The 12,504-nt window shown below is 70.7% G+C and carries 10 protein-coding genes; 3 read left to right on the top strand and 7 right to left on the bottom strand.

Annotation, left to right across the window (positions count from 1 at the left end; all coding sequences use genetic code 11):
• Positions 1-3 precede the first annotated feature (3 nt).
• The 3 genes from frc to ACWD26_RS10190 all read left to right on the top strand — a co-directional run bounded on the left by frc (position 4) and on the right by ACWD26_RS10190 (position 4,921).
• Positions 4-1,233, top strand: a complete 1,230-nt coding sequence (gene frc / locus ACWD26_RS10180) for a formyl-CoA transferase (protein WP_451268176.1) — start codon at positions 4-6, stop codon at positions 1,231-1,233.
• Between the two features lie 3 nt (positions 1,234-1,236).
• Positions 1,237-3,369: an acetate--CoA ligase family protein gene (locus ACWD26_RS10185; protein WP_451268178.1), complete on the top strand. Its 2,133-nt coding sequence runs from the start codon at positions 1,237-1,239 to the stop codon at positions 3,367-3,369.
• Between the two features lie 163 nt (positions 3,370-3,532).
• Positions 3,533-4,921, top strand: coding sequence for an OFA family MFS transporter (locus tag ACWD26_RS10190; protein WP_451268180.1), 1,389 nt, complete (start codon positions 3,533-3,535; stop codon positions 4,919-4,921).
• Positions 4,922-5,005: 84 nt separating this feature from the next.
• Here ACWD26_RS10190 and ACWD26_RS10195 read toward each other — a convergent pair whose 3' ends face one another.
• The 7 genes from ACWD26_RS10195 to ACWD26_RS10225 form a co-directional block, all read right to left on the bottom strand.
• Positions 5,006-6,049, bottom strand: a complete 1,044-nt coding sequence (locus ACWD26_RS10195) for a sugar phosphate isomerase/epimerase family protein (RefSeq protein ID WP_451268182.1) — start codon at positions 6,047-6,049, stop codon at positions 5,006-5,008.
• A gap of 77 nt (positions 6,050-6,126) precedes the next feature.
• Positions 6,127-7,542: an alkaline phosphatase family protein gene (locus ACWD26_RS10200; protein ID WP_451268184.1), complete on the bottom strand. Its 1,416-nt coding sequence runs from the start codon at positions 7,540-7,542 to the stop codon at positions 6,127-6,129.
• The gene (eboE, locus tag ACWD26_RS10205) at positions 7,539-8,708 is read right to left on the bottom strand and encodes a metabolite traffic protein EboE (RefSeq protein ID WP_451268186.1); all 1,170 of its coding nucleotides are present in this window, start codon (positions 8,706-8,708) and stop codon (positions 7,539-7,541) included. Before eboE ends, ACWD26_RS10200 begins: the two co-directional genes overlap by 4 nt.
• Before the next feature lie 3 nt (positions 8,709-8,711).
• A complete protein-coding gene (locus tag ACWD26_RS10210; protein WP_451268188.1) occupies positions 8,712-9,560 on the bottom strand; it encodes a TatD family hydrolase in 849 nt (282 codons plus the stop codon).
• Entirely contained in the window at positions 9,560-10,297 is a 738-nt protein-coding gene (locus tag ACWD26_RS10215; RefSeq protein ID WP_451268189.1) for an EboA domain-containing protein, read from the bottom strand. Before ACWD26_RS10215 ends, ACWD26_RS10210 begins: the two co-directional genes overlap by 1 nt.
• On the bottom strand, positions 10,294-11,181 hold the full coding sequence (locus ACWD26_RS10220; RefSeq protein ID WP_451268191.1) for a sugar phosphate isomerase/epimerase family protein: 888 nt from the start codon (positions 11,179-11,181) through the stop codon (positions 10,294-10,296). The genes ACWD26_RS10215 and ACWD26_RS10220 overlap by 4 nt, the downstream gene beginning before the upstream one ends.
• On the bottom strand, positions 11,178-12,500 hold the full coding sequence (locus tag ACWD26_RS10225) for an inositol-3-phosphate synthase (RefSeq protein WP_451268193.1): 1,323 nt from the start codon (positions 12,498-12,500) through the stop codon (positions 11,178-11,180). Before ACWD26_RS10225 ends, ACWD26_RS10220 begins: the two co-directional genes overlap by 4 nt.
• Positions 12,501-12,504: the final 4 nt, after the last annotated feature.

Genomic DNA, 12,504 nt, shown 5'->3' on the forward strand with positions numbered 1-12,504 from the left:
GGCATGACCAAGGCTCTCGAAGGCATCCGCGTCCTCGACATGACGCACGTCCAGTCCGGCCCGTCCGCCACCCAGCTGCTCGCCTGGCTCGGCGCGGACGTGGTGAAGCTGGAGGCGCCGAGCGGGGACATCACGCGCAAGCAGCTGCGCGACCTCCCGGACGTCGACTCCCTCTACTTCACGATGCTCAACTGCAACAAGCGGAGCATCACCCTCAACACCAAGACCGAGCGCGGCAAGGAGATCCTCACCGAGCTGATCCGGCGCTCCGACGTCATGGTCGAGAACTTCGGACCCGGCGCGGTCGACCGTATGGGCTTCACCTGGGACCGCGTCCAGGAGATCAATCCGCGTATCGTCTATGCCTCCATCAAGGGGTTCGGTGACGGTCCGTACACCAACTTCAAGGCGTACGAGGTCGTCGCGCAGGCCATGGGCGGGTCGATGGCGACCACCGGCTTCGAGGACGGGCCGCCGCTGGCGACGGGGGCCCAGATCGGGGACTCGGGCACGGGCATCCATGCCGTGGCGGGGATTCTCGCGGCGCTGTACCAGCGGGAGAACACCGGGCGCGGCCAGCGGGTCAACGTGGCCATGCAGCACGCCGTCCTCAACCTCTGTCGGGTGAAGCTGAGGGACCAGCAGCGGCTGGCACATGGCCCGCTCCGTGAATATCCCAACGACGACTTCGGCGACGAGGTCCCCAGGTCCGGAAACGCGTCGGGCGGCGGCCAGCCCGGCTGGGCCGTCAAGTGCGCGCCTGGCGGCCCGAACGACTACGTGTACGTCATCGTGCAGCCCGTCGGCTGGCAGCCCCTCAGCGAACTCATCGGCCGGCCGGAGCTCGCGGACGACCCCGAGTGGGCGACGCCGGAGGCCCGGCTCCCCAAGCTCAACAAGATGTTCCAGCTCATCGAGGAGTGGTCGTCCACGCTCCCCAAATGGGAGGTGCTGGAGCGGCTGAACGCCCACAACATCCCGTGCGGGCCGATCCTCTCCACCAAGGAGATCATCGAGGACGAGTCCCTGGTCTCCAACGAGATGGTCGTCACCGTGCCGCACCCCGAGCGCGGTGAGTTCGTGACCGTCGGCAGTCCGCTGAAGCTGTCCGACTCCCCTGTGGACGTGACCAGTTCACCCCTGCTCGGCGAGCACAACGAAGAGGTCTACGTCGGCGAGCTGGGGCTCGGCGACGAGGAGCTGCGCCTGCTCAAGTCGAACGGAGTGATCTGATTGATGGCCGAAGACCGGGGCTTGCGGGTGCGTGCGCTCCTCGACGCCGTACGGGCCGAGGGCCGGAGCGCGCTGACCGCCCCCGAGGGCAAGGTGATCGCCGACGCGTACGGGATCGCCGTACCGGGCGAGGAGTTGGCGCGGGACGTCGACGAGGCGGTGTCGTACGCGGCGCGCTTCGGCGGGCCGGTGGTGATGAAGATCGTCTCGCCGGACATCCTGCACAAGACCGACGCCGGCGGGGTGATCGTCGGGGTCGAGGGAGCGGCCGATGTGAGGGCCGCGTTCCATCAGATCGTCGACAACGCGCGCGCGTACGCGTCCGATGCGCGGATAGAGGGCGTCCAGGTGCAGGAGCTGCTGCCGAAGGGGCAGGAGGTCATCGTCGGCGCGGTGACGGACCCGACGTTCGGGAAGGTCGTCGCGTTCGGGCTCGGCGGGGTGCTGGTCGAGGTCCTCAAGGACGTGACCTTCCGGCTGGCGCCGGTCGACGCGGACGAGGCGCTCTCCATGCTGAACTCGATCCGCGCGGCGGAGATCCTGCACGGGGTGCGGGGGGCGGCCGCCGTGGACCGGTGGGCGATCGCCGAGCAGATCCGCCGGGTCTCCGAACTGGTCGCGGACTTCCCGGAGATCGCCGAGGTGGACCTCAACCCGGTGATCGCCACCCCGGAGGGCGCGGTCGCGGCGGACATCCGGGTGATCCTCGCGGAGTCGGTGCCCAAGCCCCGGCGCACCTACACGCGCGAGGAGATCCTCACGTCGATGCGCCGGCTGATGCAGCCCTCGTCCGTCGCCGTGATCGGGGCCTCCAACGAGCAGGGCAAGATCGGCAACTCGGTGATGCGCAACCTGATCGACGGCGGCTTCGCCGGGGAGATCCATCCGGTGAACCCCAGGGCCGATGACATTCTGGGCCGCAAGGCGTACAAGAGTGTCACGGACGTACCGGGTGAGGTGGATGTGGCGGTCTTCGCGATCCCCGCCAAGTTCGTGGCCTCGGCGCTGGAGGAGGTGGGTCGCAAGGGCATCCCCAACGCCGTGCTGATCCCGTCGGGCTTCGCGGAGACCGGCGAGCACGAACTCCAGGACGAGATCGTGGCGATCGCCGAGCGGCACGGCGTCCGGCTGCTGGGGCCGAACATCTACGGCTACTACTCGACCTGGCAGGACCTCTGCGCCACGTTCTGCACGCCGTACGACGTCAAGGGCGGGGTCGCGCTGACCTCGCAGTCCGGCGGTATCGGGATGGCCATCCTGGGCTTCGCGCGCACCACGAAGACGGGTGTGTCGGCGATCGTCGGGCTCGGCAACAAGTCGGACCTGGACGAGGACGACCTGCTGACGTGGTTCGGCGAGGACCCGCACACCGAGTGCATCGCGATGCACCTGGAGGACCTGAAGGACGGGCGCGCCTTCGTGGAGGCCGCGCGGGCGACCGTCCCGAAGAAGCCGGTCGTGGTTCTGAAGGCGGGCCGTACGGCGGCCGGGGCGAAGGCGGCGGGCTCGCACACGGGCGCGCTGGCGGGCGACGACGCCGTGTACGAGGACATCCTGAAGCAGGCCGGTGTCATCCGGGTGCCCGGACTGAACGAGATGCTGGAGTACGCGCGCGCGTTGCCGGTGCTTCCGGCTCCCCAGGGCGACAACGTCGTGATCATCACCGGCGCGGGCGGCAGCGGCGTACTGCTGTCCGATGCCGTCACCGACAACGGGCTGACGCTGATGGAGATCCCTCCGGATCTGGACGCGTCGTTCCGGAAGTTCATCCCGCCCTTCGGTGCCGCCGGCAACCCGGTCGACATCACCGGGGGCGAACCGCCGTCGACATACGAGGCGACGATCCGGCTGGGGCTCGAGGACCCGCGCATCCACGCCCTCGTCCTCGGCTACTGGCACACGATCGTCACCCCGCCCATGGTGTTCGCCGAGCTGACCGCGCGCGTGGTGGCCGAGTTCCGGGAGAGGGGCGTCGAGAAGCCGGTCGTCGCGTCGCTGGCGGGCGACGTCGAGGTGGAGGAGGCCTGCCAGTACCTCTTCGAGCATGGGGTCGTGGCCTACCCGTACACGACCGAGAAGCCGGTGGCGGTGCTGGGCGCCAAGTATCGCTGGGCGCGGGCGGCGGGGCTGTTGTGACGCGGGCGCACGCCGTGGAAGCGGCTGTTGGGGGGCGATCGATGAGCTGAGCGACGGCTCGAACCACGGGGCCTGCGGCGACCGCTCACCGCGGGCCCCGGCGCATAGAAGCACGGACAGGGGGCGCTGGCCAGACTTCTTCCACGCGGAGGGTTCGATCGACATGGCAACAACTGACATCTCCACATCCGTCCCCTACAGGGAGGTGACGGACGCCAACGGCCGGATGTACCGGATCGGCGAGTCCGACCTGGACATCATGGGACGCAAACGCAAGTGGATGGTCATCCTGCCGTGGGTGGGCATGATGGGCATCAGCTCGGCGGAGTACGCGTTCGCGTCCGCCGAGGAGACCCTGCACACCGCGCACAGCTGGAGCAACCAGCACATCTTCTGGATGCTCGGCGTGTGGGTGTTCTTCCAGGCCGCCGTGGCCTTCCCGGCCGGGAAGCTCCGCGAGAGCGGCAAACTGCCCGCCCGCTGGGCGATGATGCTGGGCGCCGTCGGCACCCTGCTCGGCTATGTGTCCCTCGCGTTCGCGCCGCATGTCGTCGTCGCGTACGTCGGGTTCGGCATGTTCAGCGGCATGGGCGCGGGCATGGTGTACGCGACCTGCGTGAACATGGTCGGCAAGTGGTATCCGGAGCGCAAGGGCGGCAAGACCGGCTTCGTCAACGGCGGCTTCGCCTACGGTTCGGTGCCCTTCGTGTTCATCTTCACCGGGTACATGGACCTGACGAACTTCCGCTGGGTGCTCGTGTCCGTCGGTGTGTTCCTCGCGGCGGTCGTCGCCGTGGCCGGTTACTTCTTCCAGGACCCGCCGAAGAACTGGTGGCCTGCCGAGGTCGACCCCCTGCGCAAGCCGGACGACCCGCGCGCGCGGCGCGCGCTGGAGAAGAACCCGCCGGCCGTGAAGCAGTACACGCCGAGCGAGGCTTGGCGGACGGGCCGCGTCGCGCTGATGTGGTTCTGTCTGCTGTGCACCTCGGGTGTGAACATCTTCGGCATCGCCTTCCAGGTGCCGTTCGGCAACGAGGCCGGCTTCGCGGGCGGGATCGTGGCCACGGCCATGTCCCTGAAGGCGATCGTCAACGGCACCGGACGCGGCGTCATCGGCTGGCTCTCCGACCGCTACGGCCGCAAGCAGTGTCTGATCTTCGTCTGCATCGTGCTGGGCCTGTCCCAGTACGGCATCCTCTGGTCCGGCAACATCGGCAACCTGCCGCTGTTCCTGGTGTTCTCCAGCATCTCCGGGTTCGGCGGCGGCGCCATCTTCCCGATGTTCGCGGCGATGACCGCGGACTACTTCGGCGAGAACAACAACGCCTCCAACTACGGTCTCGTCTACAGCTCCAAGCTGGTCTCCGGTCTGCTCGGGTCCGGCATGGGCGCCGTGGTCGTGGGCGCCTGGGACTACGCGGGCGCCTTCGTGCTCGCCGGCTCCATCTCGCTGTTCGCCGGGTTCGTGGCGATCTTCCTGCACCCGCCGGGGCGGCCCCGCGCCCGGCGCATCGCTCCCAACCCCCGTCCGCTCGGTGACGAAGTGGCCTGACGCCTCCGCTTACGGCAGCAGGCGGCCGCCCCTTGGTCTCGCACCACGGGGCGGCCGCCTGCTGCCGTTGTCCGGTGTCTGCGGTCAGCACTTCTCCCGCAGGGAGTGCAGGTGCTCGCTGGAGCGGCGGGCGAAGGTGAAGGACTCGGTGGGGTTGTCGTGTTCGGCCTGCCAGTGGTGGGCGAGGCGGTGGCCCTTGAGGCGGGTGACGGCCGAGATGAACTTCTGGTAGTCGATATCACCGTCGCCGACGTCCACCATGCGGTAGCCGAACGGGTTCGACGGGTCGCTCTCGCCGTCCTTCACGTGGAAGAGCGGGTAGCGGTCGGGGCGCTTGAGGACGTAGTCGAGGGGCTCGAACGGCGCGGATGTTCCATCGGGCCGCTTCGAGAAACGGAACTGGGCCACGTAAGCCCAGAAGATGTCCATCTCCAGGTAGACGAGGCGCGGGTCGGTCTCCTTGAGCAGCACGTCGTAGAGGCGGACCTTGGGGTTGTCGGTGGCGAAGGAGAACTCCTCGGAGTGGTTGTGCTGGTAGAACTTCATGCCGCGCGCCTTGGCCGCCGCACCGTAGGTGTTGAACTCCTCGGCGGCCCGCTTCATCGCGTCGACGGTCATGCCGTAGCGGAAGGGGCCGGCGGCGGTGCCGATGTGCTTGAGGCCGAGCGCCTGGGCGTCGTCGAGGACCTTGTTCAGGTTCTGGGCGAAGGTGTACGCGTTCGGGTCGTTGGCGTAGTAGCCGACGTGGCTGCCGATCGGGGTGAGGCCGTGGTTGCGGGCGAGGCGCTTGAGCTGGGCGAGCGTGATCGGCCCCGCCGAGCCCTGGGTGTAGCCGGCGAACTCGACCTCGTCGTAGCCGTGCTTCTCCAGCTCGGCGAAGACGGGGGCGAAGCCGAGGGTGGAGACCTTGTCGCGCAGGCTGTAGAGCTGGATGCCGAGCCGGCCGGGCGGGAGGACGGGGCGGCCCCTGCCCTTGCCCGCGGTGGTGGCCTCGGTGGCGGTGGCGGCCTGGGCCGGGGCGACCGCGCCCAACAGGGCGGCGACGGTGGCCCCGGCGGCCACGCCGAGCATGCCTCGTCTGCTGAGGCGGTGGGTGAGTTCGGGATCCGGCTGGTGCGTGCGGCTCATGTCTGGAACTCCTCTGGGTGGGAGGGCGTTGTCAGTGGTGAGTGCTTCACTTGTGACCAGTGAGGACTTCTGGCAGGTCAGGTGAGACCGGCCAGTCGAAGCAGCAGTGCTTTCACATCGGTGGCCGCCACGCGGTCGCCGACAGCGCGGGGGGTGGAGCAGATGATGAGCGGACCGTCGTCGTCGCTCGCGGGAAGGCGGCCGTGGCTGCCGCGAATAGGTGAGGGATCCAGCGGCACGACCGCCATGCGGTAGCGCAGGCCGAGTTTCTTGCGGGCCAGTGCCGTCGCCGCCTTGAGCTTCACATACGGGTCGAGCGGATCCATGAACAGCTCGACCGGGTCGTAGCCGGGTTTGCGGTGGATCTCGACGAGTCGTGCGAAGTCGGGCGCGCGGTCGTCGTCGAGCCAGTAGTAGTACGTGAACCAGGCGTCCGGCTCCGCGACGGCGACGAGCTCGCCGGAGCGCGGATGGTCGAGGTGATGGGCCTTCTTGCCCTCGTCGTCGAGGAGTTGGTCGATCCCGGACAGGTCCGCGAGGGCCTCCCTGGTCGCTTCCAGGTCCTCGGGGCGGCGCACATAGACATGGGCGATCTGGTGGTCGGCGACCGCGAAAGCCCTGGAGGCCATCGGGTCGAGGTACTCCATGCCGTCCTGTGTGTGCACATCGAGAAGGCCCGCACGGCGCAGGGCGCGGTTGATGTCGACGGGGCGCTCGGCGCGGGTGATGCCGTACTCGGAGAGCGCGACGACGGTACGGCCTTCCGCCCGGGCGTCGTCGAGCAGGGGCGCCACGGCCCGGTCGAGGTCGGCGGCCGCTTTCAGGGAGCGCGGGTCGTCGGGGCCGTGGCGCTGCAGGTCGTAGTCGAGGTGAGGGAGGTAGCACAGGGCCAGGTCCGGCCGGCGGGTGCGGATGATGTGGCGGGTCGCGTCGATGATCCAGCGGCTGGAGACGAGGTCCGCGCCGGGGCCCCAGAAGTGGAACAGGGGGAAGGTGCCGAGTTTCGCGGTGAGTTCGTCGTGCAGGGCCGGGGGCCGGGTGTAGCAGTCGGGTTCCTTGCGGCCGTCGGAGTAGTAGATCGGACGGGGGGTGACGGTGATGTCGGTGTCGGCGCCCATGGCGTACCACCAGCAGATGTTGGCGACCGTGTAGCCGGGGTGCGCGCGGCGGGCGGCGTCCCACAGTTTGTCCCCGGCGACGAGACCGTTGTGCTGGCGCCACAGCAGGACGTCGCCGAGTTCACGGAAGTACCAGCCGTTGCCGACGATGCCGTGCTCGGCGGGGAGCGTGCCGGTCAGGAAGGTGGACTGGGCTGCGCAGGTGACGGCGGGCAGGACGGTGCCGAGCGGGGCACGGGAGCCGGACTGGCCGAGGGCCTTGAGGTGGGGCATGTGGTCGAGGAGACGGGGGGTGAGGCCGACGACGTCCAGGACGAGAAGAGGGGTGGGCCCGATCTCGGGTCGGGGATGCGCGGCAGCTCTGTCCTGGCTCACGGCAGCTCCTTGAGTCCGAGGTCCGTCAACAGGTCGCGGGCGAGGGCGAGTTCGGCTGCGATGCCGTCGGCGAGCTGGGCCCGGGTGCTGGGGCGCAGCTCGGTCGGCAGGGCCTGCCAGGTGTAGGTCTCGACCTCGAGGTGGCGGGTGAGGGGGCGGGTGCCGCCGACCAGGCGGGTGAGGGCTGCTTTGAGTACCGGGAGCGTGGAGGTGAGGGGTGCGGCGGGGGCCGCGTGGAGGGGGACGTGGAAGTGGGCGCGCCAGGGTGAGGCGTCGGGGAGGGCGTCGCCCTTGAGGGCCTCGCCGAGGTCGTCGGTGCCGCGCAGGCCGGCGGCGGTGGAGGTGCGGGTCTGGTGCAGGAAGCGGGGTTCGTCGAAGGCGGCGAGGGCTTCGCGGACCTCGGGGAGGTGGGGGTGTTCGGCATGCAGGGCGGCCGAGAGCTGGGATTTCACGATGGGGACGCGGGCCTGTGTGAGCGCGTCCAGGGCGGTGTGCGGGTCTTCGAAGGAGGTGGCGAGGTGGCAGGTGTCGACGCAGACGCCGATGCGTTCGTGGCCGATGTCGGTCAGCGGGCCGATGGCGTCGGCGGTGGTCTCGACGGTGCAGCCGGGTTCGGGTTCCAGGCCGATGCGGATGGAGCGGCCGGTCAGCTCGGCCACGGCGTCGAGGCGTTCGGCGAGGGTGAGCAGAGCCGTGCGGGCCCGGGCGGCGCGGGTGTCGTCGTAGGCCGTGCGCCAGGCCAGGGGCAGGGTCGAGACGGTGCCCTCGGTGATGTCGTCGGGGAGGAGCCGGGCGAGGACGCGGGCGAGGGAGGTGGTGTGGTCGAGGCGTTCCGGGTCGGCCCAGTCGGGCTGGTAGACGCGGTACTTGACCTCCTCGGAGCCGAAGCCCTGATAGGGGAAGCCGTTGAGCGTGACCACTTCGAGGCCGCGCCGGTCGAGTTCGGTGCGCAGGCCGCGCAGGGCGGAGGGGTCGGTCACCAGGGCGTCGGCGGCGTCCTTGGCCAGCCAGAGGCCGATGCCGAGGCGGTCGCGGCCGAGACGGCGGCGTACGGGTTCGCAGTGGTCGCGCAGTTGGGCGAGGACGCCGTCGAGGGTCTCGGCCGGGTGGACGTTGGTGCAGTAGGCGAGGTGGACGGTGGAGCCGTCGGGGTGGCGGAAGCGCATGGGTCACTCACCGCCGCGCAGGATGCTGTTGCCCTCGTGGGTCGGGTCCGTCGCGGTGACGTCGAGGGCGAGACGGCCGCTGAGCCCGTAGAAGGCGACCGGGTTGCGCCACAGCACCAGGTCGACGTCGTCCTCGTCGAACCCTGCGGCGAGCAGGGCGTCGGCGACCCTGCGGGTCTTGAGGGGGTCGCTTCTGCCCCAGTCGGCGGCGGAGTTGACGAGCACCTTCTCCGTGCCGAACGCCTTGATGACGGCGACCATGCGCTCCTCGTCCATCTTGGTGTCCGGGTAGACGGAGAAGCCGAGCCAGGCGCCGCTGTCCTTGGCCTCCTTGACGGTGGTCTCGTTGAGGTGGTCGAGCAGCACCCGCTCGACGGGCAGCGCGGAGGTCCGTACGGCGTCGAGGGTGCGGCGCAGACCGGCGAGCTTGTCCCGGTGCGGGGTGTGCACCAGGGCGGGCAGTCCGTGGTCGGCGGCCAGTTGCAACTGGTGCTCCAAGGCACGGTCCTCGGCCGGGGTCATGGAGTCGTAGCCGATCTCGCCGACGGCCACGACGCGGTCCTTGAGCAGGTAGCGGGGGAGGTGGTCCAGGACGGGCGTGCACCGCGCGTCGTTCGCCTCCTTGGGGTTGAGGGCGAGGGCGCAGTGGTGGGCGATGCCGTACTGGGCGGCGCGGAAGGGTTCCCAGCCCAGCAGGGAGTCGAAGTAGTCGATGAACGAGGCGGGAGAGGTGCGGGGCTGCCCCAGCCAGAAGGCCGGCTCCACGACCGCGCGGACGCCCGCCTCGTGCATCGCCTCGTAGTCGTCGGTGGTGCGTGACGTCATGTGGATGTGGGGGTCGAAGATGCGCATCAGGACTCCTTGCCGTGGATGCCGTCTATGCCGCGGATGCCGTCGATGCCGTCGATGCCGTCGACGCGGGGATCGTCGGCCGGTGGGGGCGCGGTCAGGGCCAGGACGCGGTACAGGTCCTCGGGTACGGGACGGCCCGCGGCGGTGCGTTCCTCTGCGTAGTCGCCGAGCATGCGGGCGAGTTCGCCGTCGCCGTGGGCCCGGCGGGCGAGATCGGTGATCTCCTCGACGCGCACACCGGTGAACAGGCACTTGAGGACGGCGTGCCGCCACGGGTGCGGGGGCAGGTGGCGGGCGGCGTACGGGCCGAGGGCGGCGGTGACGAGGCGGGTGTCGTTGGTGCGCAGGGCGTCCTCGACGAGGTGCAGGGCGCCGGGGCCGGGCACGAGGTGGGGCAGGGCGTGCAGGACGGCCCGGCGCTCGTCGGCGCTGCCCTGGCGGTAGACCCGGGTGAGGGCGTCGGTGTCGGCGCGGGCCGCGTGCAGGATCAGGACGCGGGCGGCGTCGGCGTGTTCGGTACCGCAGCGCCGGCCCGCCTCGGCGAGCCGTAGCTCCCAGACGGAGATGGGCCCGTGGGTGCCCGGACTCTCGGCGGCCTCGTCGAGGGCCCGGCCCAGCCAGGCTCGGGCGGCGTCAGCGAGGTGGGCGTTGAGGTGGCCGCGCAGGTCGGCGGGGGCGGCGAGCGCCGGGTGGGCGGGGCGGGCCGTCGGGTCGGCCGGGGTGCCGTGGTGGATCACGAGATGCTCCCGGTGGCGGCCGTGCGGCCGGCCGTTCGGTGGAGGAAGGAGAGGGACTGTTCGGCGAAGTGGGGGCCGGTGTGGGAGTGGCGGGGCAGTTCGACGACGGTCAGGGCCCGGTAGCCGATGGCGGCGAGGGTTTCGAGGACGGGTGGGAAGTCGATCTCGCCGTCGCCCAGGGGCAGGTGTTCGTGGACGCCTCGCCGCATGTCCTCGATCTGGACATGCCGGAGCCAGGGCGCGGCGGCGCGGACGCAGTCGACGGGAGGGAGGGGTTCGAGGCACTGGCAGTGGCCGATGTCGAGGGTCAGACCGAGTGCGGTGGGGCTGTCGAGGGCCTCGCGGAGGCGGTGGAAGTCGGCGAGCGTGGCGAGGAGGTGACCGGGTTCGGGTTCGATCGCGAGGGGGACGCCGGCGGCGGTGGCGGCGTCGAGGACGGGGGTGAGCGCGTCGGGGAGGCGCTTCCAGGCGGTGTCGTCGTCCGTGGTGGACGGGGTGACTCCGCTGAAGCAGTGCACGGCGTGCGCGCCGAGGTCGGCGGCGACCCGCACCGCCCGGAGGAGCAGGTCGGCCCGGCGGGCGCGGTCGTCCGGGTCGGGGTCCAGGAGGGTCGGGCCGTGTTTGCGGCGCGGGTCCAGCACGTAGCGGGCTCCGGTCTCCACGGTGACGGTCAGGCCGAGGGCGTCCAGCCTCCGGGCGAGCCGCCGCGTGCGGGCCGCGAGGTCGGGGGCCAGCGGGTCGAGATGCATGTGGTCGAGGGTCAGACCGACGCCGTCGTAGCCGAGGTCGGCGAGGAGGGTGAGCGCGTCGTCGAGACGGAGGTCAGCGAGGCCGTTGGTGCCGTAGCCGAAGGAGAGCTTCGGGAGGGGTGGCTGGGGATTCATGCCGGGCTCGCCTTCGAGAGCCCTGCTTCCACCGGTCCTGCTTCCACCGGTCCCACTTCCACCGGTCCCACTTCCGAAGGCCCCGCCCCCGAAGGCCTCGCTTCCACCAGTCCCGCCTCCACCGGTCCCGCTTCCGAAGGCCCCGACTCCGGCCCGCCCCCGTCGACGCCATGTCTCAGCCGCTCCGCGAACCCCGCCAGCGCCGTGTACTGCTCCCCCAGGGACGACGGGGCCTCGCCCACCGGGTCCTTGAAGTAGAAGGCCAGTTCGGTCAGGGGGCCGGAGAGGCCTGCCTCGTGGGCGCGGGCCAGGAGGCGGGCGAGGTCCAGGACCAGCGGGGCGGCGAGGGCGGAGTCGCAGCCCTGCCACGTGGTCTGGAGGACCATCCGCGTGCCGAGGAAGCCGTCGAAGGCGATGTGGTCCCAGGCGGTCTTCCAGTCGCCGAGGGCGGGGACGTCGTCGATGTGGGTCTCGCCCTCGGGGATGGCCCCCAGGGTGTCGGTCAGGACCCGCTCCTTGCCGGCGTTCTTGGCAGCGGCGGCGGCCGGGTCGGCGAGGGCGGCACCGTCACCACCGCCGAGGAGATTGGTGCCGGACCAGGCCCGGACGGGCAGCGCCCGTTGGGCGAACATCGGCCCCAGGACGGACCGGAGCAGGGTCTGCCCGGTCTTGCCGTCACGGCCGGCGTACGGAAGGCCGGAAGTGGTGGCGAGGGGAGCGAGGCTCGGGTGGTGCAGGCCGGCCGAGGGGGTGAAGTTGACGTAGGAGCAGCCCGCGCGCAGGGCCGCCGCCGCGTAGAGGGAGCTGGGTGGCAGGGCGGCACCGGTCGGCACGGGTTCCGTGGAGGCGACGTTCACGACCACGGCCCGGGTCAGGTTCCGGCGTCGTACGAAGTCCTGGATGTCGGCGGCGAAGGAGGAGATCAGTTCGTCGGGGTTCCCGGTGTCGCCCGGGAACGGGCTGCCGGGCCTGATCTCCCTGTCCGCGGCGACCAGTTCGGAGGTGATCGCCGCGGGGAGGTCATGGGGCAGGACGCCGCCGGCCGCCAGGGCCTCGGCGCGTTTGGGCAGGGGGCAGTCGGTCGTGTCGTGGCCGCCGAAGACGAGGGAGGAGAGCGGAGGGAGAGCCGAGTCTGCGAAGAGGGAGGTTTCCGTGACCATGCCCGTGGGGGCGTGCAGGCCCGCCGTGATGGCCGCGCAGCCCGCGACGACGGTGGTGGCGACGGAACCGCGTGCTCCGATCAGCCAGACCCCGACGCTCGGAGGGGAAACGGACACGGACGCGGACTCGGACCCGGACACGGATGCGGACGCGGACATGGGC

Source organism: Streptomyces sp. NPDC002787 (assembly GCF_053592095.1).